The 24,040-nt window shown below is 62.3% G+C and carries 23 protein-coding genes; 7 read left to right on the forward strand and 16 right to left on the reverse strand.

The window, feature by feature from the left end:
- Nucleotides 1–8: 8 nt before the first annotated feature.
- From AB5Y48_RS07225 to pspA, 4 genes are read right to left on the reverse strand one after another with little or no spacing between them, the layout of a single operon-like run.
- Nucleotides 9–1,406 (reverse strand): YcjX family protein, encoded by a 1,398-nt coding sequence (locus AB5Y48_RS07225; RefSeq protein ID WP_368164086.1) that lies wholly within the window; start codon nt 1,404–1,406, stop codon nt 9–11.
- A complete protein-coding gene (gene pspC, locus AB5Y48_RS07230; RefSeq protein ID WP_050665580.1) occupies nt 1,406–1,792 on the reverse strand; it encodes an envelope stress response membrane protein PspC in 387 nt (128 codons plus the stop codon). The genes AB5Y48_RS07225 and pspC overlap by 1 nt, the downstream gene beginning before the upstream one ends.
- Nucleotides 1,789–2,025: an envelope stress response membrane protein PspB gene (gene pspB / locus AB5Y48_RS07235; RefSeq protein WP_050665579.1), complete on the reverse strand. Its 237-nt coding sequence runs from the start codon at nt 2,023–2,025 to the stop codon at nt 1,789–1,791. The genes pspC and pspB overlap by 4 nt, the downstream gene beginning before the upstream one ends.
- 3 nt (nt 2,026–2,028) lie before the next feature.
- Nucleotides 2,029–2,700 (reverse strand): phage shock protein PspA, encoded by a 672-nt coding sequence (gene pspA / locus AB5Y48_RS07240; protein WP_136613665.1) that lies wholly within the window; start codon nt 2,698–2,700, stop codon nt 2,029–2,031.
- Between the two features lie 190 nt (nt 2,701–2,890).
- Between pspA and pspF the strand changes: the two genes are divergently transcribed.
- The 6 genes from pspF to AB5Y48_RS07270 are packed head-to-tail and all read left to right on the forward strand — an operon-like array spanning nt 2,891 to nt 9,138.
- The gene (gene pspF / locus AB5Y48_RS07245; protein ID WP_050665577.1) at nt 2,891–3,892 is read left to right on the forward strand and encodes a phage shock protein operon transcriptional activator; all 1,002 of its coding nucleotides are present in this window, start codon (nt 2,891–2,893) and stop codon (nt 3,890–3,892) included.
- A gap of 24 nt (nt 3,893–3,916) precedes the next feature.
- Nucleotides 3,917–5,521 carry an ABC transporter substrate-binding protein SapA gene (gene sapA, locus AB5Y48_RS07250; RefSeq protein WP_060586464.1) on the forward strand — a complete coding sequence of 535 codons (1,605 nt, stop codon included), beginning with the start codon at nt 3,917–3,919 and terminating at the stop codon, nt 5,519–5,521.
- A 3-nt stretch (nt 5,522–5,524) separates the two neighbouring features.
- Nucleotides 5,525–6,478 carry an ABC transporter permease subunit gene (locus AB5Y48_RS07255; RefSeq protein WP_050665575.1) on the forward strand — a complete coding sequence of 318 codons (954 nt, stop codon included), beginning with the start codon at nt 5,525–5,527 and terminating at the stop codon, nt 6,476–6,478.
- Nucleotides 6,468–7,355 carry an ABC transporter permease subunit gene (locus AB5Y48_RS07260; protein WP_050665574.1) on the forward strand — a complete coding sequence of 296 codons (888 nt, stop codon included), beginning with the start codon at nt 6,468–6,470 and terminating at the stop codon, nt 7,353–7,355. The genes AB5Y48_RS07255 and AB5Y48_RS07260 overlap by 11 nt, the downstream gene beginning before the upstream one ends.
- Nucleotides 7,355–8,353 (forward strand): oligopeptide/dipeptide ABC transporter ATP-binding protein, encoded by a 999-nt coding sequence (locus AB5Y48_RS07265; protein WP_050665573.1) that lies wholly within the window; start codon nt 7,355–7,357, stop codon nt 8,351–8,353. Before AB5Y48_RS07260 ends, AB5Y48_RS07265 begins: the two co-directional genes overlap by 1 nt.
- Nucleotides 8,350–9,138: an ATP-binding cassette domain-containing protein gene (locus tag AB5Y48_RS07270; protein ID WP_224162079.1), complete on the forward strand. Its 789-nt coding sequence runs from the start codon at nt 8,350–8,352 to the stop codon at nt 9,136–9,138. The genes AB5Y48_RS07265 and AB5Y48_RS07270 overlap by 4 nt, the downstream gene beginning before the upstream one ends.
- 142 nt (nt 9,139–9,280) lie before the next feature.
- On the opposite strand, the gene AB5Y48_RS07275 is transcribed toward AB5Y48_RS07270, so the two are convergent.
- From AB5Y48_RS07275 to lrp, 8 genes are all read right to left on the reverse strand, one after another.
- Nucleotides 9,281–10,039: a tRNA-(ms[2]io[6]A)-hydroxylase gene (locus AB5Y48_RS07275; protein WP_368164087.1), complete on the reverse strand. Its 759-nt coding sequence runs from the start codon at nt 10,037–10,039 to the stop codon at nt 9,281–9,283.
- A 111-nt stretch (nt 10,040–10,150) separates the two neighbouring features.
- Nucleotides 10,151–11,671, reverse strand: a complete 1,521-nt coding sequence (gene purF / locus AB5Y48_RS07280; RefSeq protein WP_050665570.1) for an amidophosphoribosyltransferase — start codon at nt 11,669–11,671, stop codon at nt 10,151–10,153.
- Nucleotides 11,672–11,689: 18 nt separating this feature from the next.
- Nucleotides 11,690–12,181: a CvpA family protein gene (locus tag AB5Y48_RS07285; RefSeq protein WP_050665569.1), complete on the reverse strand. Its 492-nt coding sequence runs from the start codon at nt 12,179–12,181 to the stop codon at nt 11,690–11,692.
- A 189-nt stretch (nt 12,182–12,370) separates the two neighbouring features.
- The gene (gene serS, locus AB5Y48_RS07290) at nt 12,371–13,666 is read right to left on the reverse strand and encodes a serine--tRNA ligase (RefSeq protein WP_050665568.1); all 1,296 of its coding nucleotides are present in this window, start codon (nt 13,664–13,666) and stop codon (nt 12,371–12,373) included.
- A 150-nt stretch (nt 13,667–13,816) separates the two neighbouring features.
- The gene (locus tag AB5Y48_RS07295; protein ID WP_050665567.1) at nt 13,817–15,154 is read right to left on the reverse strand and encodes a replication-associated recombination protein A; all 1,338 of its coding nucleotides are present in this window, start codon (nt 15,152–15,154) and stop codon (nt 13,817–13,819) included.
- Between the two features lie 7 nt (nt 15,155–15,161).
- Nucleotides 15,162–15,773, reverse strand: a complete 612-nt coding sequence (gene lolA, locus AB5Y48_RS07300; protein ID WP_136613668.1) for an outer membrane lipoprotein chaperone LolA — start codon at nt 15,771–15,773, stop codon at nt 15,162–15,164.
- 45 nt (nt 15,774–15,818) lie between these two features.
- Entirely contained in the window at nt 15,819–18,329 is a 2,511-nt protein-coding gene (locus tag AB5Y48_RS07305; protein WP_368164088.1) for a DNA translocase FtsK 4TM domain-containing protein, read from the reverse strand.
- Nucleotides 18,330–18,447: 118 nt separating this feature from the next.
- On the reverse strand, nt 18,448–18,939 hold the full coding sequence (gene lrp / locus AB5Y48_RS07310; protein WP_005363787.1) for a leucine-responsive transcriptional regulator Lrp: 492 nt from the start codon (nt 18,937–18,939) through the stop codon (nt 18,448–18,450).
- A 151-nt stretch (nt 18,940–19,090) separates the two neighbouring features.
- On the opposite strand from lrp, the gene ald reads away from it, so the two are divergent.
- Nucleotides 19,091–20,206, forward strand: a complete 1,116-nt coding sequence (gene ald / locus AB5Y48_RS07315; protein ID WP_050665564.1) for an alanine dehydrogenase — start codon at nt 19,091–19,093, stop codon at nt 20,204–20,206.
- A gap of 40 nt (nt 20,207–20,246) precedes the next feature.
- On the opposite strand, the gene AB5Y48_RS07320 is transcribed toward ald, so the two are convergent.
- From AB5Y48_RS07320 to AB5Y48_RS07335, 4 genes are all read right to left on the reverse strand, one after another.
- Nucleotides 20,247–21,830 carry a PAS domain-containing methyl-accepting chemotaxis protein gene (locus AB5Y48_RS07320; protein WP_368164089.1) on the reverse strand — a complete coding sequence of 528 codons (1,584 nt, stop codon included), beginning with the start codon at nt 21,828–21,830 and terminating at the stop codon, nt 20,247–20,249.
- 185 nt (nt 21,831–22,015) lie between these two features.
- Complete coding sequence (locus tag AB5Y48_RS07325) at nt 22,016–22,216, reverse strand: hypothetical protein (protein WP_050665562.1); 201 nt, start codon at nt 22,214–22,216, stop codon at nt 22,016–22,018.
- An 86-nt stretch (nt 22,217–22,302) separates the two neighbouring features.
- Nucleotides 22,303–22,503 carry a hypothetical protein gene (locus tag AB5Y48_RS07330; protein WP_050665561.1) on the reverse strand — a complete coding sequence of 67 codons (201 nt, stop codon included), beginning with the start codon at nt 22,501–22,503 and terminating at the stop codon, nt 22,303–22,305.
- A 52-nt stretch (nt 22,504–22,555) separates the two neighbouring features.
- A complete protein-coding gene (locus AB5Y48_RS07335) occupies nt 22,556–23,995 on the reverse strand; it encodes a glycoside hydrolase family 1 protein (RefSeq protein ID WP_224162074.1) in 1,440 nt (479 codons plus the stop codon).
- Nucleotides 23,996–24,040 lie beyond the last annotated feature (45 nt).

Consider the following 24,040-nt stretch of genomic DNA (forward strand, 5'->3'; position numbering starts at 1 on the left):
GGGACTCCTTAGGTGAGCTTGTCGCCGAGCAGATACTCCAGCGCGGCATCGAGACGAATATGGGGCATGGCCTTGTGAGGATCCATCTGCAGGGGCCGAAACGAGTGAAAATCGAAACTGCCCTTCTGCCACCAGGCGGCAGAGGGGGGAGTGGCGGGGACCTCACCGGGGAAGAGCAGCAGGGCATGCCCCTCCAGATCTTCCCCCTTGAGGGCAGGAAAGGTACGCCCCTGGCTCTGCCCCTGCCCCACCTCGGTGGCCCGCACCGAGGCGAGCGCCATGCACTCGGTCTCGATCCCCTCGAAGCGCGCCTGACCTCGGCCAGAACGAATGAGGGACTGTAGCAGGGAGAGCAGCGCCGGATGTTGCTCCGGGGTGACGTGATCGGCCTTGCTGGCCACCAGCAGCAGCTTGTCGATGCGCGGGGAGAAGAGGCGTCGCCACCAGTTACTCTTGCCGTAGGTAAAGCTCTCCATGATGCGCGAGAGCGCCTGCTGCATGTCGGCAAAGCTGCCGGGACCGGCATTGAGGGGCTGCAGGCAGTCGACCAGCACTATCTGACGATCGAAGCCGGCGAAGTGCTCCTCATAGAATCCCTTGACCAGATGCTGCTTGTAGTGCTCGAAGCGCTCGCGCAGGGTGTGATAGAGAGAGCCTGCCGGACACTCCCCCGCGGACGCAGGCCACACCCAGGGGACAAACTGCAGCATGGGGGCCCCGGCATATTCGCCCGGCAGCACGAAGCGGCCGGGTTGGATCAGGTGCAGCCCCAGCTCCTCCTTGCAGCGATGCAGCCACCGGGTATAGGCCTCGGCCACTTGGGCCAGTTGCGCCTCGTCGAGGGGCCCATCGGGCTGCCAGCGGGTATCCAGCCAGGGGGCGGCCAGCTGACGCAGGGCGCTCTCCTCGAGCTGGAGACGAACCTGCTCGCTCCACTGCTCGAAGCTTTGCTCCAGCAGGGGGAGATCGAGCAGCCATTCGCCGGGATAGTCGACAATCTCCAGATAGAGAGTACTGCTCTCGGCCAGCTGGCGGCGCAGCAGATGACGGCTCTGATAGCGCAGCTCGAGCCGGATCTCGGCCACCCCCCGGGTTGCCTGTGGCCAGGCGGGGGGCGAGCCATAGAGGGAGTGCATGCCCCGCTCGTAGGGAAAGGTGGGAATATGGTGGTTGACTTGAGGCACCCGGCGCGCCCCGAGCAAGCGCCCCTGGCGCGCCACCTCCCACTGGGGAAGGCGGGCATCGAGGGCGGCGTGCTCGAGTTGATTGACCAGGGCGGTGATGAAGGCCGTCTTGCCCGAGCGCGACAGCCCGGTGACGGCAAGGCGAACGTGTCGGTCGAGGCCACGGTTAACTACATCCGTGGCCCTCTCCTGCCAACGCCTCAGTGTGTGTTCGAGGCTCATCAGAGGTTGCGAAACTCCCGTTGCAGATGGAACTCGCGCGAGGTGACCAGCTTCTCGATGGCCTGCAACCTGGGCTCCAGACGATCGAGCTCGGCGCTCACCTTGCCCAGCGCCTGGCGCGGGGTGGCCCCGGCTTGCCAGCTGCGCTCCTTCATCAGGATCCCCTCCTCCATCTGGCGTACCGGTCGCTTGTCGAGGAGCAACCAGGCGGCGCAGTAGGCGATAAAGGTGATAAAACCGGCGAAGATCAGCCCGGAGATAGCCAGCAATCTGACGATCCAAGTCTCGACCCCGAAGTAGTCGGCCAACCCGGCGCAGACACCGGCTATCTTGCCGCTGCGAGGGTCACGATAGAGGCGACGGCCCGCGTCGTGAAGCCCGCTCATACGCGGCTCCTCCAGCCCGGTACCTCAGAGTCGAGGATCGACTCGAGGGCGGCGACACGCTCCTGCATCTTCTCGGCACGGCTGACGAGGCCATGGAGCTGCATCCGCTCCTCCTCGGCCAACCCCTCCCCCAGACGCCCCTTGGCACGGTAGTGAAGGATGAGCCAGATAGGCGCCACCACCACCATGAAGACCACCATGGGGATCATCAAAATTCCGAGCAGATCTTCCATCCTTTACTCCCCTTGCTTGTTGTCGCCCTGACCGAGTTTACTGCGCAGGGCCTCCAGTTCACGACTTATCTGATCGTCGACCTCCAGCTCGGCAAACTGGGCCTTGAGGGAGCGGTCGGCCCCCAGATCGGCACGGGCCTCCATCTCGTCGATACGACGCTCCATGCGGTCGAACTTCTCCATGGCGGCCTGGCCGCTACCCCGCTCCAGAGTGCTCTGGACGCTGATACGGCTGCTGGCCGCCTCGCTGCGCAGGGTCATCGCCTTCTGCCTGGCTCGGGCATCTTCCAGCTTGGCCTGTAGCTGGCTTATCTCCTCGCTCAGCTTGGCGATACCGGCGTCGGCGGCGGCCAGCTCACGACCGAGCGCCTCCACCACCTCGCCCTGCTTCTTCTTCTCGATGAGGGCGGCACGGGCCAGATCCTCACGCCCCTTGGTCAGCGCCAGCTCGGCCTTCTCCTGCCAGGCCTGCACCTCCTCCTCGTGGCGGGCGATCTGGCGGGCAAGCTCTTTCTGATTGGCGAGGAAGCGGGCCAGGTTGGAGCGCTCCTTCACCAGCTCATCCTCCATCTCCTGGATGATCAGACGCACCATTTTCTGGGGATCCTCCGCCTTGTCGAGCAGGGCAGAGAGGTTAGAGTTGATGATGTCGGCAAGCCGGGAAAAAATGCCCATTGTAGACTCCTGTTGTACGTTCACGGGTTGGCATAATCCAGTGCTCTAGCCAATAGCAAGGGCTGTGCCAACTCGGTATATCTTCTTAATGCCTTGATTTATCAAGCCTAACACCCCTGTAGCACTGGTGACAATTAGAGCAACGTGGTTAAATAGACCAACTGTTGGTTCAACTGACCAAGGAGCCCCAATGCAACCGGCCATGGAAAGCCTGCTCGGAGAGTCCAATGCCTTCCTCGAGGTGATCGAGCAGGTCTCCCGCCTCGCCCCCCTGCGCAAGCCCGTGCTCATCATCGGCGAGCGGGGCACCGGCAAGGAGCTCATCGCCCACCGCCTCCACTATCTCTCGAGCCGCTGGGATCAGGAGTTTATCGCCATCAACTGCGCCACCCTGAGCGAGACGCTGCTCGAGACCGAGCTGTTTGGCCACGAGGCCGGCTCCTTTACCGGCGCCAGCAAGCGCCATCAGGGGCGCTTCGAGCGTGCCGACGGGGGCAGCCTCTTTCTCGACGAGCTGGCCACCAGTTCGGCCCGGGTGCAGGAGAAGCTGCTGCGGGTCATCGAATACGGGGAGTTCGAGCGCGTCGGGGGCACCCGACCGGTCAAGGTGGACGTGCGCCTCATCTGCGCCACCAACGAGGATCTGCCCCGCCTGGCCGACGATGGAAAATTTCGTCACGACCTGCTGGATCGCCTCGCCTTCGATGTAATAACCTTGCCCCCCCTGCGTGAACGCCCCGAGGATATACCGCTCTTGGCCGACCATTTTGCCCTGCAGATGGCCCGGGAGCTCGAACTCGAGCTCTTCCCGGGCTTCTCCCCCCGGGTGCGTCAGACCCTGCGCGACTATCATTGGCCGGGCAACGTGCGCGAACTCAAGAACGTGGTCGAGCGCAGCCTCTATCGCCACGGCCACAGCCAGGAGCCTATCGCAGAGCTGGTACTGGACCCGTTTGATTCGCCGTGGCGTCCCCGCCGTCCGGGACAGGTGCAGGCACCCGAAGGGGAGAGTCTGGCCCTGCCGCTCCCGCTGAAGGAGGCGGTGGCCGCCTTCGAGGTGGGGCTTATCAAGCAGGCGATGAGCACGGCACAGTACAACCAGCGCAAGGCTGCCGACCTGCTCGAGCTGAGTTATCACCAGTTTCGTGGCATGATACGCAAATATCGGCTGCAAGATGGCGACGATGCCTGAGCCATTTCACACTACGGTTGAACCATGATCACCAACAAACCGCTGCTGCTCGCCTGCAGCCTGCTGATCGCCTGCGCCCAGGCGCAAGGGGCCGAAAACCGGCCTGAGGGATTGATCTACTGCTCGGAAGGCTCACCCCAGACCTTCAATCCCCAGCTGACCAATCTCGGCACCACCCTGGATGCCGTCTCCTATCCCCTCTACGACAGGCTACTGGAGCTCAACCCCATCACCCTCTCCCTGGAGCCCGCCCTCGCCACCGAGTGGTCGGTCAGCGAAGACGGTCTGCGCTATCGCTTCACCCTGCGCAAGGGGGTGATGTTCCACGCGACCCCGGACTTCGTGCCGACGCGTCCGCTCGATGCAGATGATGTGATCTTCAGCTTCTCCCGGGTACTGGATCCGCGCCACCCCTACTATCACGTCTCGGGGGGTCGCTACCCCTTCTTCAAGAATCTGGGGCTGGACAAGCTTATCAAGGGGGTGCACAAGCGCTCGGATCGGGTGGTCGAATTTGATCTGGAGCGCCCCAACGCCGCCTTCCTGGCCGATCTGGCCAGTGCCAGCTCGGTGATCCTCTCGAGCGAATATGCCGAGAAGATGCTGTTGGCCGGGACCCCGGATCGCGTCGACAAGGCCCCGGTAGGCACGGGCCCCTATCGCCTCGGGGAGTATCGGGATCATCAATTTATCCGCTATCTGCGCCACGAGGCCTACTGGAAGGGGCCGGCTCGCACCGCGCAGCTCATCTTCGATATTACCCCCCGCTCGGCCAAGCGCCTGACCAAGCTGCTCACAGGCGAATGCGATGTGATGAGCTATCCGGCCGCCAGCCAGATCGCGGTGATCCAGGCTCACAACGATCTGAGTCTCTCGGTACAATCGGGGATGAACGTGGCCTTCCTGGCCCTCAATACACGCCAGCCTCCCCTCAACAATGCCAAGGTGCGTCAGGCCCTGGCTCTTGCCATCAACCGCAGCAACCTGTTGCATGCGGTCTACTACAACACCGGTGAGCCGGCTCGCAGCCTGCTGCCCCCCCTCTCCTGGGGCTTCGACCCGGCGCTGCCACCGGTACAGAGCGATCTGGCAGCCGCCCGCAAACTGCTCAAAGAGGCCGGCGTCGCCAAGGGATTCGAGATGCGACTGCTCGCCCCGGTCGGCTCGCGCTCCTACAACCCCGATCCCCTCAAGACGGCCCAGTTGATCCGCAACGATCTGGCCGCCCTCGGGGTGAAGGTGAAGATCCAGAAGCTCGAACAGGCGGTGCTCGACAACGCGGTCGACAATGGGCGCTACGATGCGGTGCTCGGTGGCTGGCAAGCCGACAGCAGCGACCCGGACAACTTCTTTCGCCAACTGCTCGGTTGTCAGGCCATCGCCAGCGGCAGCAACATGAGCCGCTGGTGCAGCCCCTCCTTCGAGCAGTTGCTCGACGATGCCGTCAGCACCCAACAGCTCGGCTTTCGCATTCGAAACTACTATTACGCCCAGAAGGTGCTGGCCGAGGAGATGCCTCTCATCCCCCTGGCCCATGCCCTGCAAACCCAGGCCAGTCGCCACGACATTCAGGGTGTGCAGATGAACCCACTGGGTGGCACCCTCTTTAACGGAGCCTATCGGGACTAAAACATGCTGATCTACACCTTGCGTCGCATCAGCCTGCTGCTGATCACCATACTGGTGCTGACTCTGGTCGCCTATTTGCTCGGTCATCGCCTGCTCAGTCAGGAGCTTCCCCTGCTCAGCGGCTATCCGGAATACCTGGCGCGCATCCTGTCGGGAGACTTTGGTCTCTCCCAGGCCTCGGGGCTGCCGGTACTCGAGCTTATCGAGCGCTATTTCCCGGTGACCCTGCTGCTGTGCTTCAGCGCCTTCATCATTTCGCTGCTGCTGGGCGTCCCTCTGGGGGCGCTGGCAGGCCTCAACCAGGGCAAGGGGATCGATGTGGCCATCATGGGGGGAGCCTTCATCGGCTATTCGGTCCCCATCTTCTGGCTCGCCCTGCTGGCGGTGTCGTTTTTCTCCCTCGAGCTGGGTTGGCTCCCCTCGTCGGGCCAGTTGGACCTGCGCTACGATCTTCCCTCTCTCACCGGCGTTCCTCTGCTCGATATTCTCCTGAGTGACCAGCCCTGGCGTCATGAGGCCCTGATGGATGCCCTGCGCCACATGGTGCTGCCCTGCCTGGTGCTGGCCATCGTTCCCACCACAGAGGTGATCCGCCATGTCCGCAGCGCCCTCATCGTGGTGATGAAGCAAAACTATGTGAAGGCGGCGGCAAGCCGCGGCCTGTCCCGGGCCCAGATCGTCTGGCGCCATGGGCTCAAGAATGCCCTTCCCCCCGTCATCCCCCTGCTCGGCCTGCAATTTGGCAGCATGCTGACCGCCGCCATGATCACCGAGGTGATCTTCGACTGGCCCGGGATCGGCCGCTGGCTGGTGAGCAGCATCGCCCTGCAGGACTATGCCGCCATCCAGGGAGGCACGCTGGTGGTGGCCAGTTTTGTGATCCTCGCCAACGTGGTGACCGAGCTGCTGGCCACCCTGATCTATCCGGTGCGCCGCAAGGAGTTGTATGCAAGATAATCTCTACCCGGAGCTGCGGATCCTCTCGCCCATCGAGCAGACCTGGGCCTCGTTTCGCAAGAAACCCCTCTCCATGGCGGCCTTCTGGTGTCTGCTGGGGCTCCTTGCCGTCACCCTGATAGGTCCCTGGCTGGTGCCCTACGGCATCGATGAGCAACACAGCAATGCCCTCTTGATGCCCCCCTCCTGGTCGACCATGGGGAGCATCGACTATTTTCTCGGCACCGACGATCTGGGGCGAGACATCCTCTCTCGCCTGGTGGTCGGCGCCAGGCTTACTTTCGGTTGCGCCTTGCTGGCCGTGGTGGTCGCCCTGTTGCTGGGCACCGGGATCGGCATCCTCGGCGGCATGACCCGAGGGATCAAATCGAGCGTGCTCAATCACCTGCTCGACACCCTGCTCTCCATTCCGTCGCTCTTGCTGGCCATCATCATGGTGGCCATCCTGGGACCCGGCCTCGGCAACACCCTGATCGCCATCACCCTCGCACTCATCCCCCAATTTATCCGCGCCACCCACAACGCGGTGCACGCCGAGATGCAGAAGGAGTACATTATCGCGAGCCAGCTCGATGGCTCTCCTCCCCTTCGCATCCTTCGTCTGGCGGTTCTGCCCAATATCGTCGATACCCTGGTCACCCAGACCACCCGTGCCCTGTCGGCGGCCATTCTCGACATCTCGGCGGTGGGGTTTCTCGGCCTCGGAGCCCAGTCTCCCCATCCCGAATGGGGCGCCATGCTCGCCGAGTCCGGGGACCTGGTCTATCTCGCTCCCTGGACCGTCACCCTGCCCGGCATCGCCATCTTCTTTAGCGTGCTGGTCACCAACATGGTGGGTGAAGGGATCCGCGAAGCGCTCAAAGAGGGGGAGGACTGATGCCGCTGCTCGATATTCGCAACCTCACCATCGAGATCGATACCCCCCAGGGGAAGGTCAAGGTGGTGGACAAGGTGAGCCTGACGCTGGCCGAGGGTGAGATCCGCGGCCTGGTGGGCGAGTCGGGCTCTGGCAAGAGCCTGATTGCCAAGGTGATCATGGGGCTGGCCAAGGATAACTGGACGGTACGGGCCGATCGCATGCGCTTTAACGATCACGACTTGCTGACCATGGAGCCCAAGGCCCGGCGCAAGCTGATGGGACGCGAGATCGCCATGATCTTCCAGGACCCGGTCAGCAGCCTGGACCCCTCCGAAGAGATAGGCGTCCAACTCGAAGAGGCGATCCCGACCGAGGCCTTCGAGGGGCGCTTCTGGCAGCGCTTCCAGTGGCGCAAGAAACAGGCGGTCGCCCTGCTGCACCGGGTGGGGATAAAAGATCACAAGAAGGTGATGCGCGCCTATCCCCATGAGCTCTCTGACGGTGTCTGCCAGAAGGTGATGATCGCCATGGCCATCGCCAACCAGCCGCGCCTGTTGGTGGCCGATGAGCCGACCAACACCATGGAGGCGACGGCGGAATCACAGATCCTGCGCCTGCTCGACAAGATGAACAAGCTGGGCAATACCACCATCCTGCTCATCAGCAACGACATCGACGCCATCGCCAACCTGACCGACAACATCAACGTCATGTATTGCGGCCAGATGGTGGAGGTGGGCACCCGGGAGCAGATCCTGGAGGCCCCCCACCACCCCTATACCGACGCCCTGCTCAAGTCGAGCCCGGACTTTGACGAGCTGGTGCGCCACAAGGCGAGGCTGCATACCCTGCCCGGGGTTATCCCCCCCCTGCAGCATCTGCCCATCGGCTGCCGCCTGGGCCCCCGCTGCCCCTATGCCCAGAAGCTCTGTGTGCAGACCCCTGTCATGGTCAAGATCAAGGGCCACCAGTTCAGCTGCCACTTCCCCCTGAACCTCGAGGAGAGCAAGAAGTGAGTGAAGAGAGTGCCCTGCTACAGGTCCGGGGTCTGAGCAAGACCTTCCACAACCGAATTGGCCTCTTTCGACGCCAGACTGTGGAGGCCATCAAGCCTCTCTCCTTCGATCTCGATGTGGGCCAGACCCTGGCCATCGTTGGTGAAGCGGGCTCTGGCAAGAGCACCCTGGCCAAGATCCTGGCCGGGGTGGTGGAGCCCAGCAGCGGCGAGATCCGCATCAACGGCGAACCCATGGTGCATGGGGACTATCAGACCCGCTGCAAGCTGCTGCGGATGATCTTTCAGGACCCCAACTCCTCCCTCAATCCCAAGCTGCGCATTGGTCGCATCCTGGAGACGCCCCTGCGCCTCAATACCAGCCTCAGCGAGGAGGAGCGGGAGGCTCGCGTCATGCAGACCCTGCGTCAGGTTGGGCTGCTGCCTGACCACGCCCTCTTCTACCCCTCCATGCTGGCGGCGGGGCAGAAACAGCGGGTCGCCCTGGCCCGGGCCATCATCCTCAATCCCCTTATCGTGGTTGCCGACGAGACCCTGGCCACCCTCGACATCTCGGTGCGCTCCCAGATGATCAACCTGCTGCTCGAGATGCAGGAGAGCATGGGGCTGAGCTATATCATGGTGGCCAACGATCTGGGGGTGGTGAGCCACATCAGTGACGAGGTACTGGTGATGCACGAGGGACGCATCGTCGAACGCGGCAAGACCCTGCGGGTCTTCGCCGATCCCCAGCACGATGTCACCAAGCGCCTTATCCAGAACTACGACAACGAATACCGACGCTGATTGGCAACAAACGGGCCACCTGATGTGGCCCGAGTGCTTTTTACGGCGAAAAAAAGCCCGGCAAAGCCGGGCTTGAGTGAAAAAACACAAATTGAGTCGCTCGTAGTAGGAACATTGACAAGAGTAGTGGTCGGACCGCGCGTCAACAACTGTCAGATCTGACAGGAAGACCGCTATGGAACCGAAATTCCTCGTCAGGGGTATTGATCAGGCTCGCCTCCAGGGCGCCAAAGAAGGCCACCCGCTCGCTGATATCCTCATTGGCAAACTGTTCGGCCAGGGTCAGGTAGTCCTGATAATGGCGCGCCTCCGAGCGCAGCAAAGAGACGTAGAAGCGCCCCAGCTCCTCGTCCAGGTAGGGCGCCAACCGGGCAAATCGCTCGCAGGAACGCGCCTCGATATAGGCCCCTATGATGAGTTTGTCGACCAGGGTCGCCGGCTCATGGGTACGCACTGCCTGCATCAATCCACGGGCATAACGAGAGGCGGAGACGGGTTCATAGGGGATGTTGCGGGCCGTCATGATCTCCAGCACCTGCTCGAAGTGGTGCAGCTCCTCCTGAATGAGCCGCACCATGGGAAACAGCAGGGGATTGCGCTCAAGCTCGGCAAACAGGGTGCGATCCCCCTCCCCCATGGTCCGCTTGCCGAGCACCTCGGCCTTCTCGGGAATGGCTTCCAACTCCCGATAGAAATCGAGTTTGGGCAACAGATGGCGTTTTCCCTTGGGCAGGCAGTAGCGACGAACCAAGCTGTGGGCCGTCATGGCCGCCTTGGTCTCGCAGTTGGCGTGATCGATCAGCAGCACCGGCAGGCTCTTCGGCCGGCGGGCCACCTCAATCCAGCCATCCGGGGTCTCACATTGCAGGAAGGCCCGCACCGGCGCCAGCAACTCATCCATCATCACATCTGTCTCATCGGCAACTTCATGGGGGCGCTATCCTAGCGGATCTGCCATCATCCACCAAGTAAAACGGGAGTCCGAAGACTCCCGCTGTCAGCCCCGGATGACTCAACTTCCTTCGTTGAAGATCTCCAGGTTGCTGCTCCCCTCCTGCCACTCGCGTACCGCCTTGCTGTCGTCGCTGCGCATGGCATTGAGGTGATCGAGGTAACCCTGATCCACATCGGCGGTCACATAGTGGCCGTTGAACACCGAGGTCTCGAAGTGGCGCAGGTCCGGATTGAGCTCGCGCACCGCCTCCTGCAGATCCTCGAGATCCTGGAAGATGAGGCCATCGGCACCGATCAGCGCACAGATCTCCTCCACCTCACGGCCGTGGGCAATCAGCTCGTTGGCACTCGGCATGTCGATGCCGTAGACGTTGGGGAAGCGGATCTCGGGGGCGGCAGAGGCAAAATAGACCTTGGCGGCGCCGGCATCCCGGGCCATCTGGATGATCTGCTCCGAGGTGGTGCCGCGCACGATAGAGTCATCGACCAGCAGCACCCGCTTTCCCTTGAACTCGGAGCTGATGGCGTTGAGCTTGCGGCGCACCGACTTCTTGCGCTGGGTCTGGCCCGGCATGATGAAGGTACGGCCAATGTAGCGGTTCTTCACGAACCCCTGGCGATAGGGCAGCTCGAGGCGCTGGGCGATCTCGAGGGCGATGTCACAGGAGGTCTCGGGGATGGGGATCACCACGTCGATGTCGAGGTCCTCCCACTCCCGGGCTATCTTTTCACCCAGCTTGCGACCCATGTTGAGGCGCGCCCCATAGACAGAGACCTTGTCGATAAAGGAGTCGGGACGGGCAAAGTAGACGTACTCGAAGATGCAAGGGCTGTGCTGGGGCGCCTCGCTGCACTGCATGGAGAAGAGCTGCCCCTGTTCGGTGATGTAGATGGCCTCGCCCGGTGCGACGTCGCGTACCGTGTCAAAACCGATGGCGTCGAGGGCCACACTCTCGGAGGCGACCATGTACTCCAGCTGGCCCTTGTCGTCGCTGCGACGGCCCAGGATCAGGGGACGGATGCCGTTGGGATCGCGAAACGCCAGCAGGCCGTGGCCGATGATGAGGGTCACCACGGCGTAGGCACCGCGCACCTGTGCGTGGGTACGGCGCACCGCGGTGAAGACATCGTCCGGCGAGAGGGAGATCTTGTCGAGCAGATCCAGCTCGTGGGCCAGGACGTTGAGCAACACCTCGGAGTCGGAGGTGGTGTTGATGTGGCGACGCGCCCGTTTGAACTGCTCCTCTTTGAGGAAGTGGGCATTGGTCAGGTTACCGTTGTGGGCCAGTGCCAACCCGTAGGGGGAGTTGACGTAGAAGGGCTGGGCCTCGGCGGCGCTGGAGCTGCCGGCGGTGGGATAGCGAACATGACCGATGCCCATTTGGCCCTTTAGGCGCTGCATGTGGCGCACCTCGAAGACATCCTTCACCAAGCCATTGGCCTTGCGCTGCCGAAAGTGTCCCTCGTCGACGGTCACGATCCCGGCCGCATCCTGCCCCCTGTGTTGCAACACCGTCAGGGCGTCGTAGAGCGCCTGGTTAACGGGAGTAGTGCCAACAATACCGACAATGCCACACATGTCCTTGCTACCTCGAAGTCAGGTTACCTGTTTAAGAAAACTCGATGAGTTCTGCATGAAATCAAAGAACCACTGGATCACCAGCCCGAACTCGGGCACCAGCCTCGACGCCTGCCACCAGGGTGTCTGGGAGAGGCTGGTAAAGGTATCCATAAAAAAGAGCAGGGCGCTGACGATCAGCACCCCGCGGATCGCGCCGAAACAGACGCCGAGCACCCGGTCGGTGCCGGAGAGTCCGGTCTTTTCGACCAGCAAGCCCACCACATAGTTCACCACGCCACCCAGGATCAGGGTCGCCACGAACAGGGCTGCAATAGCCAGACCATTGCGGATGATGGCATCGGAGAAGGCGGTGAAGTAGACGGCGAGATCGGGATAGAAACGGCTGGCGATGAAGAAGGCGACAAACCAGGTGACGAGCGACATGGCCTCCTTGACGAAGCCGCGCACCAGGCTGATGAGGGCGGAGAAACCGATGATGCCGAGGATGGCGTAATCAATCCAGACCATAGAAACGGATGTCCTTCCAAATTGCGGCGCAGTCTAACAAAAACGATTGCGCATTGCTTGATAAAAATGTGTTAAATGACCAAAAAAGCGCCTGTTAGCGCTCTTTTTTTCCATACGAAAACGATTGACAGCGGCTAAAACGAACAAGGCCATGGCAGAGCCATGGCCTTGTGATCAGCGCCAGCGGGATCAGCCGATGTGGGTCAGGCCGCCCATGTAGGGACGCAGCACGGTCGGGATTTCGATGCGACCGTCTTCCTGCTGGTTGTTCTCCAGCACGGCCACCAGGGTACGCCCCACCGCCAGGCCAGAGCCGTTGAGGGTGTGGATCAGCTGGGGCTTGCCGTCGATGCGGACCCGGGCTTGCATGCGGCGCGCCTGGAAATCGGTGCAGTTGGAGCAAGAGGAGATCTCGCGATAGGTGTTCTGGGCCGGCAGCCACACCTCGAGGTCATAGGTCTTGGCGGCGCAGAAACCCATGTCGCCGGTGCACAGGGCCATGACGCGATAGGGCAACTCCAGCAGTTGCAGCACCTTCTCGGCGTGACCCACCATCTCTTCCAGGGCGTCCCAGGATTTTGCCGGGTGCACCAGCTGCACCATCTCGACCTTGTCGAACTGGTGCATACGGATGAGACCGCGGGTGTCGCGCCCGTAGGAGCCGGCTTCGGAGCGGAAGCAGGGGCTGTGGGCGGTCATCTTGATGGGCAGCTCCTGCTCGTCGAAGATCTCGTCGCGGGCGGTGTTGGTGAGCGGCACTTCGGAAGTCGGGATCAGGGAGAACTTGCGGGTCGTCCCCTCCAGCTCCCCTTCCCCTTCGATCCCGGTGTTGAAGAGATCCTCGGAGAACTTGGGCAGCTGACCGGTGCCGTACAGGCTGTCCGGGTTAACCAGATAGGGCACATAGCACTCGGTGTAGCCGTGCTGCTGGGTGTGCAGATCCAGCATGAACTGGGCCAGGGCACGGTGCAGACGGGCAATCTGACCGCGCATCACCACGAAACGGGAGCCCGAGAGTTTGACCCCATTGGCGAAATCGACACCCTTGAGCCCTTCGCCGAGATCGATGTGATCGCGCACCGGGAAGCCGAACTCACGGGGAGTCCCCCAGCGACGCACCTCGACGTTCTCGTTCTCGTCGCGGCCGACCGGAGTGGTCTCGCTCGGCAGGTTGGGAATGGCGTCGGCAATGGCCTTGATATCGGCGAGCAGCACGTCGAGCTTGGCCTTGCAGGCATCCAGCTCGTCATTGATCTTGGTCACCTCGGCCTTGAGGGGAGCCACATCTTCCCCGCGACGGGCGGCCTCACCGATGGACTTGGAGCGGGCATTGCGCTCTGCCTGCAGCTCCTGGGTACGGGACTGCAGATCCTTGCGTTGTTCTTCCAGTGCGGTCACTGCAGCGACGTCCAGGGTATAGCCACGGGTGGCCAGACGTGCAGCTGCTTCCTCGATATCGCCACGCAAATATTTGGGATCCAGCATTATATATCCTACTTGTAATGAAACGGGATCCGGGCCCAAGCACCGGGCAGAAAACACAGATCCCTGATTTGACCTTCGGTTGGCTCGCCCCGGGTGTGCCCGCGGCGCAGTCGAAACAGTGTATCAGCAGCAACCTTACCCGAACAGCGGCTATTTGCCGCGTTTGCGCGAACTTTGTGCATCCAGATCCCGCAAGTAATCGAGTTTTTGCGAAATCTTGATCTCCATCCCGCGATCGCTCGGCTGGTAGTAACGCCGACCGGCCAGCTCGGGTGGGAAATACTCCTCCCCGGCGGCGTAAGCACCCGGCTCGTCGTGGGCGTAGCGATACTCGGCCCCATAGCCCAGCTCGCTCATCAACCTGGTCGGGGCGTTGCGAAGGTGCGGCGGCACCTCGAAGTCGGGCTGGGACTTCGCATCGCCGAGTGCCGCCTTCCAGGCGGTGTAGACGGCGTTGCTCTTGGGGGCGCAGGCCAGATAGACAATCGCCTGGGCGATGGCGCGCTCCCCTTCCGCCGGCCCCACCCGATGGAAGCAGTCCCAGGCCGACAGGGCCACCTGCATGGCGCGCGGATCGGCGTTGCCCACGTCCTCCGAGGCAATCGCCAGCAGGCGCCGGGCGATGTAGAGGGGATCGCAGCCGGCGCTCACCATGCGGGCATACCAGTAGAGGGCCGCATCGGGGGCCGAGCCGCGGATGGACTTGTGCACCGCCGAGATGAGGTCATAGAAGTGATCGCCCCGGTTATCGAAGCGGGCGATGTGCTCCCCCACCACGGCAGAGAGCAGGGTGGCGTCGATCACCTTGTTGCCCCCTTCACCCGGCTCGGCCATGTCGGCCAGCAGCTCCAGGTAGTTGAGGGCCTTGCGGCCATCCCCGTCCACCACCCGGGCCAGCGCCTCCTTGGCCCCGGGGGCGAAGGTGAGGGCGGAGTCGTTCAGGCCGCGCGGATCGCTCAGGGCCTGCTCGATCATGGCCAGAATATCCTCCTCCTCCAGCCGCTTGAGCAGATAGACCCGGGCGCGGGAGAGCAGGGCGTTGTTGAGCTCGAACGAGGGATTCTCGGTGGTGGCTCCGATGAAGGTGATGGTGCCGTCTTCGATGTGGGGCAGGAAGACATCCTGCTGACTCTTGTTGAAGCGGTGCACCTCATCCACGAAGAGGATGGTGCGCACCCCGCGCCAGCCGTTCTCCTTGGCCTTGTCAATGGCGGCCCGCACCTCCTTGATACCGGAGGTGACCGCCGAGACCCGCTCCACCTCGGCGCTGCAATAACGCGCAACCAGCTCAGCCAGGGTGGTCTTGCCGGTGCCGGGGGGGCCCCAGAGGATCATGGAGTGACAGTGGCCGGCACGGATAGCCTTGTGCAGGGGCTTGTCGGGGCCGAGGATATGGCGCTGGCCAATGTACTGCTCGAGGGTCTCAGGCCGCATCCGTGCGGCCAGGGGACGAAAATCGGAGGAAAAATCGAGGGAGAGGTTACTCATGGGCGCCTCAGCGACGCTGATCATCGAGCTCGGCGCCCTTGGGCAGGGTAAAGATAAACTCGTTGCCCTTGAGCACAGGCTGACGGTTGAAGTGGCTTAAGCGAAACTCGCTCCACTGGCCCTGGGCCTCCTTCACATCGAAGCGGCTGATGTTGTCCTGCCGATCAAAGGTCACCCGAAACGAGGCGATGAGCTCGCTCTGATTGCGACTGGTGACGGTGAAGACATCCCCCTCACGGGTCACGTCGTAGTTCTTCCAGAAACGGTCGTCGGTGCCCGAGATGAGGATGAAGGGGGTATTGAGCACCGCATCCTTGAGGCTCATGGCGGTGGCCTGCTCGACGAAGGGATCCCACAGCCAGACATCCTTGCCGTCGGAGACGATCAGGCTCTCGTCCGGCGAGGTGGTATGCCAATTAAAACGGTTGGGACGGGAAACGGTCAGGGTACCGCCCGCCTTCTGTAGCTCTCGCCCCTTGACGTCATACACGGTCTGCTCGAACTGGGCGGAGAAGAGCTTGACCCCGGCCAGCTTCTGCTTGAGCTGGTCGGCCGCCCCGGCGGCCCAGGCCTGGCTGCAGGCGAGCAGCAGGACTCCTAAGACTACGGCTTTTTTCATCGCATTCTCTCTGTTAGTGGGCCAGCCACCGGGCTGGCCGTCTCATTAATCACGCATGGGTGCCGGTGCCAACACATCGCGCTGGCCGTTGCTGCCGGGGGCACTGACGATGCCCTGATCCTGCATCTGATCGATGATGCGGGCGGCCCGGTTATAACCGATCTTGAACTTGCGCTGGATGCTGGAGGTCGAGCCACGACGGGACTCCACCACGAAAGCCACCGCCTCGTCAAACAGGGGGTCGAGCTCGTCATCCCCTTCGCCACCATATTCGCCACTGCCGCCCTCACTGCTCTCGCCGGCGAGGATCTCGTCGATATAGTTGGGCTCGCCGCGCAGTTTCCAGTCGGCCACCACCTTGTGAACCTCGTGGTCGTCGACGAAGGCACCGTGCACCCGCACCGGGTCCGAGGTGCCGGCCGGCATGTAGAGCATGTCACCCATGCCGAGCAGGGATTCGGCTCCGCCCTGATCCAGGATGGTGCGCGAGTCTATCTTGCTCGACACCTGGAACGAGATCCGGGTCGGGATATTGGCCTTGATGAGGCCGGTGATCACATCCACCGACGGACGCTGGGTGGCGAGGATAAGGTGAATACCCGCGGCCCGCGCCTTCTGGGCGATACGGGCGATGAGCTCTTCGACCTTCTTGCCGACGATCATCATCATGTCGGCAAACTCGTCGACCACGACCACGATATGGGGCAGCTTCTCGAGCTCGGGAGGCATCTCATCCATGGAGTCGCCCGGGCGCCACAGGGGATCGAGCAAGGGATCGCCCTCGTCGATGGCGGCCTGCACCTTGGCATTGTAACCCTTGAGGTTACGCACCCCGACCGCCGACATCAGCTTGTAGCGACGCTCCATCTCCCCCACGCACCAGCGCAAGGCGTTGGCGGCATCCTTCATGTCGGTCACCACCTCGGTGAGCAGGTGTGGGATGCCTTCGTAGACCGACAACTCCAGCATCTTGGGGTCGATCATGATAAAGCGCAGCTCATCCGGCGAAGCCTTGTAGAGCATGGAGAGGATCATGGTGTTGACCCCCACCGACTTACCCGAGCCTGTGGTACCGGCGACCAAGAGATGAGGCATCTTGCCGAGGTTGACCACCACAGGGGAGCCGGCGATGTCCTGCCCGAGCACCATGGTGAGCGGGTTGTCGGTCTCGCTAAAGCCCGGGCAGTCAAGCACTTCGCGCAGGTAGACGGTCTGGCGCACCCGGTTGGGCAGCTCGAGGCCCACGAAGGTCTTGCCGGGGATCACTTCGACCACCCGCACACTGCTGGCCGACAGAGAGCGGGCGAGATCCCGCGACAGGTTGGTGATCTTGCTCGCCTTCATGCCGGGGGCGAGATCGAGCTCAAACCGGGTGATGACCGGGCCCGGATAAACCCCGACCACCTTGGCCTGCACGTTGTAATCGGCGAGCTTGGCCTCGACCAGGCGAGCCATGCGCTCGAGCTCGTCGTTGCTCATGGATTGAGTGCGCGCCGGCGGTCGGTCGAGCAGCTCCAGCGAAGGCAGCGGCGCCATATTGGCCGGACGTTTGGGCTTGGGCTTGAGCACAGAGGCCCGCTGGGGCGCTGCGGCGGCCGGCACTTCGGCTTCACCGGCCCAGGGCAGATCCAGCTCCTCGTCGAAGGCGTCATCATCCATCTCGAGCGCCTTGGGCGCTACCTTGCGAGCCGGGATCCCCTCTTCGTCATCATCGAAGTCGGGGTCAAACTGGAAGGTATCCTCGTCGAGCTCGGGCAACACCTCGGCCTTGCGACGCTTGGATGCGCTGGCCCGCGGCAGACTCATGACGGGAGCCAGTTCTTGCTCGTCCTCCGGGGTCAGGGTAACGCCACCGGCATCGAGCAGGGGATCGGGCCCCTCCTCTCGGGGGTCACGGCGCCAGCCACCGGTCAGCCACTGCCCCAGCTTCATGGGGAAGGTGTAGATACCGGTGACGCTGCCAATGGCGGCGGCCCCGATCCGCTCGACGATAGTGAGCCAGGACATGCCGGTGAAGAGGGTGATGCCGGTGGCCACGAAGCAGATCAGCATCAGGTTGGCCCCGACCCGTCCAAAGAGGGGGATCACGGCACCGACAATCACATCTCCCACGGTCCCGCCGGCAGAGAAGTTGTGCAGATCGTTGAAGTTCATGCTGGCGATGGCCGACATCCCGAGCACGGTCAGGATGAAGCCGATGATGCGAACACCCAGGGTGAGGTAATCCACATCAAGCAGGCGCTTGGGCTTCCAAAGCAGGCTCCAGCCCAGCAGCACCACCAGGAAGGGGACCAGATAGGCGAAGGCACCGAAGGTAAACATGGTGATATCGGCCGCCCAGGCACCGGTGGTACCGGCAAGATTGTGCACCTCTCCCTCCCAGGCAGTCTGGGACCAGCCGGGGTCGGCCGGGTTGTAGCTGATGAGTGCCAGCATGAGAAACGCCGCCCCGATAGTCACGGCGATGAGAAGGGCTTCACCAATGCGCGCCATGCCTGAAAGGGGAGTGAAAATATGAGGTTTGACGGCCAAACTCCGGCTCCTTGTACTCGTCATTATGCCCGGGGGCCCTAGTATCACTGAAACTCCCCCCCCCTGTCAGCCACCCGGCGGACGACAGAAGAAGAAACGAGCGGACTGGCCGCTCGTTTCTCATCGTGGCATTCGCCCCTGCTCAGCGGGTGCTGATCACCAGCCGGCTACTCTGCTTGACCTCTTCCATCACCACGTAGGTGCGGGTGTCGTTGACGCCGGGCAGGCGCAGCAGGGTCTCTCCCAGCAGACGACGGTAAGCAGACATATCGCTTACCCGGGTCTTGAGCAGGTAGTCGAAGTCACCGGAGACCAGGTGGCACTCCTGGATCTCTTCGAGCACCTGTACCGCCTTGTTGAACTGTTCGAACACGTCAGGGGCACCCCGGTTAAGGGTGATCTCGACGAAGACCAGCAAAGAGGCATCCAGGAAATGGGGATTGAGAATGGCCGCGTACCCTTCGATGTACCCCTGGCGCTCCAGACGACGGACACGCTCAAGACAGGGGGTCGGGCTCAGGCCAACACGCTTGGACAATTCAACATTCGAGATCCTGCCGTCCTTTTGCAGTTCATTGAGAATGTTGCGGTCGATCCGGTCCAAATCTTTCAGTCGACTCTTAACTTCCATCATTTATTCCATCCTTTGGCTATTTTTTGGTAAGAATCACCAATGATTTTATAATAATAGTGACAAATCCTGTCAACTCCCCAGTATACTTGGCGCAAAATGTTGCTTAACAATCTGGCAACACAAACCACCAGCGACGTATGTGAGGGACAACATGATAATCGGCGTACCGAAAGAAATAAAAAACCATGAATATCGCGTAGGCATGGTTCCGGCCAGTGTACGTGAACTGACGGCCAGAGGCCATAGGGTTTTTGTCGAAACCCGCGCCGGCCTTGGTGTCGGCTTTAGCGATGATGACTATCGGGCCGCCGGTGCCGAGGTGTTGGAAACCGCTGCCGAGGTATTCAGCCAGAGCGAGATGATCGTGAAGGTGAAAGAGCCTCAGACAGTGGAACGCGCCATGTTACGGAAAGGTCAAATCCTCTTCACTTATCTGCATCTGGCCCCGGATCTGCCCCAGACCAAGGAGCTGATCGAGAGCGGCGCAATCTGTATCGCCTATGAAACCGTGACCGATGACAGGGGGGGTCTGCCCCTGCTGGCCCCCATGTCCGAGGTGGCCGGTCGCATGTCGATCCAGGCCGGTGCCCAGGCCCTCGAGAAGTCTCGCGGTGGCAGCGGCATGCTGCTCGGTGGTGTACCCGGTGTTGAGCCGGCCAAGGTGGTGGTGATCGGGGGGGGCGTAGTGGGTTCCAACGCGGCCCGCATGGCCATCGGCATGCGTGCCGATGTCACCATCCTCGACCGCAGCATCGATGCCCTGCGCCGTCTCGACGCCGAATTCCAGGGGGCGGCCAAGGTGGTCTACTCCACCGCAGAAGCCATCGAGCGCCACGTGCTGGCGGCTGATCTGGTGATTGGTGGTGTGCTGATCCCGGGTGCGGCTGCGCCGAAACTTGTCACCCGAGAGCACATCGCACGCATGAAGCCGGGCTCGGCCATCGTCGACGTGGCGATCGATCAAGGCGGCTGCGTGGAGACCTCCCACGCCACCACCCACGAAGATCCCACCTATATCGTCGACGGGGTCGTTCACTACTGCGTGGCCAATATGCCCGGCGCGGTGGCTCGCACCTCGACCTTTGCCCTCAACAACGCCACCCTGCCCTACATCATCAAGCTGGCCGATAAGGGGTGGCGCGACGCGCTGCGCGCGGATCGGCACCTGCTCGCCGGCCTCAACGTGCTGGAGGGGCGCCTCACCTGTAAGGAGGTGGCCGAGGCGCACGGACTGGCGTTTACCGACCCCCATCTGCTGCTGGCTTAAGCCGAAAAAACAGTTCGGGCCCGCGAAGGGCCCGAGTTGTTTATGCGCTCTGGCGCCCTTTTCCCCGAATAAACTGGCGCACCAGTCGCTCCAGATCCCCCAGTTGCCCCACCAGTTGATCGATCCCGTGCGCCGCGTCTGTGCTGCGTTCGCGCGAGTTATCGGCCAGATCCTTGATGGTGTGGATACGATCGTTCATGTCGGTCGTGACCTGAGACTGCTCATCCACAGCCTGGGCTATCTGGGTGCTGCTGGCCGCGACCTGCAGCAGCATGGCATTGATCTGCTCGAGCAGCTCACCACTGGCCCTGGCCTTGGACTGACAACCGGAAGAGAGGGCCGACCCCGCCTGCATGGCATGCTCGGCCTCACTGGCACTGCTTTGCAACCGGTGGATGATGCTCTGGATCTCACCGGTCGAGCTCTGGGTTCGCGTCGCCAGCTGACGGACCTCATCGGCCACCACCGCAAAGCCACGCCCCTGATCCCCGGCCCGCGCTGCCTCGATGGCCGCATTGAGGGCGAGCAGGTTGGTCTGGTTGGCGATCTCGCTGATAGCCAGCACTATGGTGTCGATGGCGCGGCACTGCTCCGCCAGTGAGTGGATCACCCCCTGGGAGCGCTGCAATTCGCTGTCCAGGGTCGCGACTTCGTTCACCGTCTCGCTCAGGTTGCGATGGCCGTCGGCAAAGAGGCTCTGGGTATCTTCGATCATCTTGCTGGAGGCACTGGCACTCTTGGCCACCTCGTGGATCGAGGCATTCATCTCCTCCATGGCCGTGGCGACCATGTTGGTCTCCTCCTGCTGGCGCACCTGGTTGCTGGCGATCACCTCTATATTGCGCTGATCCTGCTCGGCCGAGCGCAGTATGTTGATACAGGTCTGCTGGCTGCGAGCCACCACGGCGCGCAGCTCGGCCTTGCCCATGATGAGCGCCAGCTCGACGGCACTCAGATCGTCACGCTGACCCGTGTAGAGATGCTCCATCAGGGGATTGTCGAAATACTCTCTGGCAAGGGCATTGACCTTGGCCAACCGCTGGCGAGACCGGAGCAGCAATCCGGCCACCGCCCCCTGGAGGACGAGCAGCGGGATCCCCCATGCCCAGGGTAGGCCACCGACCACGATGGCCCCCAGCAGCACCAAGAGCCCGACCCCGGCCACCCCCAAACCAATGGCGCTGCAGGAGAGACACATCAGGTTCGGCATCTTGCCTGCACGAAGCCCCTCATAGACCTTTTCGGCACGGCTCTTCCACTCACTGCGCGGCGCGCTGCGCACCGACTGGTATTCGATCACCTTGCCGTTACTGTCGCGGATGGGCGTCACGAAGGCGCTTACCCAGTAGTGATCACCGTTTTGGCAACGGTTCTTGACCAGCCCCATCCAGCTCTTGCCGGCCTTGATATGCTCCCAGAGATCCGCAAACGCCAGCTTGGGCATGTCGGGGTGGCGCACCATGTTATGGTGCTGCCCCTGTAGCTCTTTCTCGGTGAAGCCGGCGACCTTGCAGAACGCCTCGTTGGCATAGGTGATTCGGCTCTCCAGATCGGTGGTGGAGATGAGGCTCTCTTCATCCCCGTAGAGCACCTCTTTCTGGGTGACCGGCTGATTGTTTCTCATGACTCTCTCCCTGTCGTGATTTTCACGAAGCGAACAGGCATAGGACGTGCCACCCCATTACCGGGTCACAATTCCCTTGCCGGAATGCACCGGGAGAGCCAAATTGCAATGGCCATTGCAAATTGCAGTGGCAAAAAAAGACGGTCGCACCTGGCGACCGTCATACTCCGGCGTGGCTCTCCCGATTATCGAAGACCGCTCATATAGAGCCGGGCCTCATCATCGGCGATGCCCTGGGCCGACTCCCAGATCTCGGCAATCAGCAGCCCCTCTTCGCCCGAGGCCAACTCCTCGAGCTCTTCGAGAGCCTTGGCATCGGCCAGGGTGAAGGGATCGTGAGTGAGCAGCTCTTCGGCCCGACTCAGCAAGGTGGAATGGCGCGCCATCGTTATCTCCTCCTGATGTGGCCCCGATGCGGGGCGGCACGGGATCATCACCAACAGGATAGAAAAGATCCCGCCATCGGGGCGGGTCAGTTCTCTTCCCGATGAATATAACGGGTCAGCCCCTCGTCTCCCCGCTCCAGCAAGCCGACCCAGAGGGTGGCGATCAGCAGCCGCTCCTCCCCTTCTGCCCGCGCCTCCAGCCGTTCCAGAGCGCGGGCATTGTCGAGGGTAAAGGGGTCCCGGGCCACCAGCCTGCATGCAGCTCGATAGAGTCTCATTCTCTCCATGATGCCTCCACGCTCAAGAGAAGGATTCAAGCGTAGACCCTTTTTATGACAATCAGGTATTACCCAGGCTCAGCCCCTGACTTGCGATCACCTCCCGGTACCAGTGAAAACTCGCCTTGGGAATACGCCTGAGGCTCCCTCCTTGCTCGTCACGCTCCACATAGACGAAGCCATAGCGCTTCTGATAGCCGTTGAGCCAGCTGAGCAGGTCGGTGAAGGACCAGGCGCAGTACCCGATCAGCCTGACGCCGTCGGTCATTGCCTCTTGGCAGGCGATGAGGTGGGCCTTGAGGTAGGCAATCCGGTACTCATCCTGAACGCCCTCCCCGGTCAGGGTATCAAACTCCCCCAGCCCGTTTTCGGTGATCATCAGTGGCAAGTCGTAACGGGAGGTCAGACGGCGCAGAGCCAGACGCAATCCGGTGGGATCGATGGCCCAGTCCCAGTTGCTGGTCTCAAGATGGGGGTTGGTCGCCGTCTTGTAGAGGCCTGGCACCCCGCTCGCCGGGGTTGTCCCCTTCTGACCCGAGTGATTGATGCGCCGCAGGGTCTCTCCTCCCATGGGGTTATCGGTATAGGTCAGGGTGTAGTAGTAGTTGACCCCCACAAAATCGGGCCTGGCCTCGGCCAACAGGGCCATGTCACCGGGCAAGATCTCGGGGGCCTCACCCCGCTGCTCGAGCCAGCGCAGGGCCACCCTGGGATAGCGCCCATGGCAGTAGATATCGAGCCACCAGTGGTTGCAAAACACCTCGGCATTGTCGAAGGCAAGCAGATCCGCCGGAGCGCAGGTGAGCGGGTAGGCCGGCGAATAGGCAAAGCTGGGCCCTATCTGCCCCCTGGGGACATGCTGCCGAAAGGCCCGGATCGCCCTGGCATTGGCCAGTGAGGCGATATGGTTGGCGTTGAAGAAGCGGCGCCTGTCCTGCACCGCCGGAGGGTGAGATCCCAACAGATAGGCGTTGGTCAGATTGAAATTCTGCTCGTTGAGCGAGACCCAGTAGGTGACCCGATCGGCAAAATGGCGGTAGAGGGTCACGCAGTAGTGTTCGAAGTCATCGAGGATCCGTCTGTCCTCCCAGCCACCGTACTCCTCTTGCAAGGCCTGGGGCAGATCCCAGTGATAGAGGGTCAGCACGGGCTCGATGCCGCGTGCCAGCAGCCCATCCACCAGACGGTCATAGAAGGCGAGCCCGGCCGGGTTGAGGGGCGCCCGCCCCGAGGGGAAGAGCCGGGGCCAACTGACCGAGAAGCGGTAGGCGGTAAGCCCCATCTGCTGCATCAAATCAAGATCTTCCTCCAGCCGATGGTAGTGATCCACGGCCACCTCCCCGTTGCTGCCCATGAAGGTGGTGCCCGGGACCCGGCTGAAGGTGTCCCACACCGAGGGGCCCTTGCCATCCTGATCCCAGGCGCCCTCCACCTGGTAGGCAGCCGAGGCGGCTCCCCAGAGAAAGCCGTCAGGGAAGGGGGAAAGGCGTGCATGGTGCATGTTGAGCTCCTCAGATGGGGTATCGGATGCTTAGGATTGCGCTCC

Source organism: Aeromonas sp. R6-2 (genome assembly GCF_040908155.1).
Classification (GTDB): domain Bacteria; phylum Pseudomonadota; class Gammaproteobacteria; order Enterobacterales; family Aeromonadaceae; genus Aeromonas; species Aeromonas schubertii.

Coding starts and splice junctions, on each gene's coding strand:
- lrp (WP_005363787.1), bottom strand. CDS start 18,939: ATGATGGAAGTTAAGAGTCGACTGAAAGATTTGGACCGGATCGACCGC.
- AB5Y48_RS07320 (WP_368164089.1), bottom strand. CDS start 21,830: ATGAGAAACAATCAGCCGGTCACCCAGAAAGAGGTGCTCTACGGGGAT.
- AB5Y48_RS07295 (WP_050665567.1), bottom strand. CDS start 15,154: ATGAGTAACCTCTCCCTCGATTTTTCCTCCGATTTTCGTCCCCTGGCC.
- pspB (WP_050665579.1), bottom strand. CDS start 2,025: ATGGAAGATCTGCTCGGAATTTTGATGATCCCCATGGTGGTCTTCATG.
- pspF (WP_050665577.1), top strand. CDS start 2,891: ATGCAACCGGCCATGGAAAGCCTGCTCGGAGAGTCCAATGCCTTCCTC.
- sapA (WP_060586464.1), top strand. CDS start 3,917: ATGATCACCAACAAACCGCTGCTGCTCGCCTGCAGCCTGCTGATCGCC.
- AB5Y48_RS07285 (WP_050665569.1), bottom strand. CDS start 12,181: ATGGTCTGGATTGATTACGCCATCCTCGGCATCATCGGTTTCTCCGCC.
- serS (WP_050665568.1), bottom strand. CDS start 13,666: ATGCTGGATCCCAAATATTTGCGTGGCGATATCGAGGAAGCAGCTGCA.
- AB5Y48_RS07335 (WP_224162074.1), bottom strand. CDS start 23,995: ATGCACCATGCACGCCTTTCCCCCTTCCCTGACGGCTTTCTCTGGGGA.
- AB5Y48_RS07255 (WP_050665575.1), top strand. CDS start 5,525: ATGCTGATCTACACCTTGCGTCGCATCAGCCTGCTGCTGATCACCATA.
- AB5Y48_RS07305 (WP_368164088.1), bottom strand. CDS start 18,329: ATGACGAGTACAAGGAGCCGGAGTTTGGCCGTCAAACCTCATATTTTC.
- AB5Y48_RS07325 (WP_050665562.1), bottom strand. CDS start 22,216: ATGGCGCGCCATTCCACCTTGCTGAGTCGGGCCGAAGAGCTGCTCACT.
- ald (WP_050665564.1), top strand. CDS start 19,091: ATGATAATCGGCGTACCGAAAGAAATAAAAAACCATGAATATCGCGTA.
- pspC (WP_050665580.1), bottom strand. CDS start 1,792: ATGAGCGGGCTTCACGACGCGGGCCGTCGCCTCTATCGTGACCCTCGC.
- AB5Y48_RS07330 (WP_050665561.1), bottom strand. CDS start 22,503: ATGGAGAGAATGAGACTCTATCGAGCTGCATGCAGGCTGGTGGCCCGG.
- AB5Y48_RS07275 (WP_368164087.1), bottom strand. CDS start 10,039: ATGGATGAGTTGCTGGCGCCGGTGCGGGCCTTCCTGCAATGTGAGACC.
- AB5Y48_RS07265 (WP_050665573.1), top strand. CDS start 7,355: ATGCCGCTGCTCGATATTCGCAACCTCACCATCGAGATCGATACCCCC.
- AB5Y48_RS07260 (WP_050665574.1), top strand. CDS start 6,468: ATGCAAGATAATCTCTACCCGGAGCTGCGGATCCTCTCGCCCATCGAG.
- AB5Y48_RS07225 (WP_368164086.1), bottom strand. CDS start 1,406: ATGAGCCTCGAACACACACTGAGGCGTTGGCAGGAGAGGGCCACGGAT.
- pspA (WP_136613665.1), bottom strand. CDS start 2,700: ATGGGCATTTTTTCCCGGCTTGCCGACATCATCAACTCTAACCTCTCT.
- purF (WP_050665570.1), bottom strand. CDS start 11,671: ATGTGTGGCATTGTCGGTATTGTTGGCACTACTCCCGTTAACCAGGCG.
- lolA (WP_136613668.1), bottom strand. CDS start 15,773: ATGAAAAAAGCCGTAGTCTTAGGAGTCCTGCTGCTCGCCTGCAGCCAG.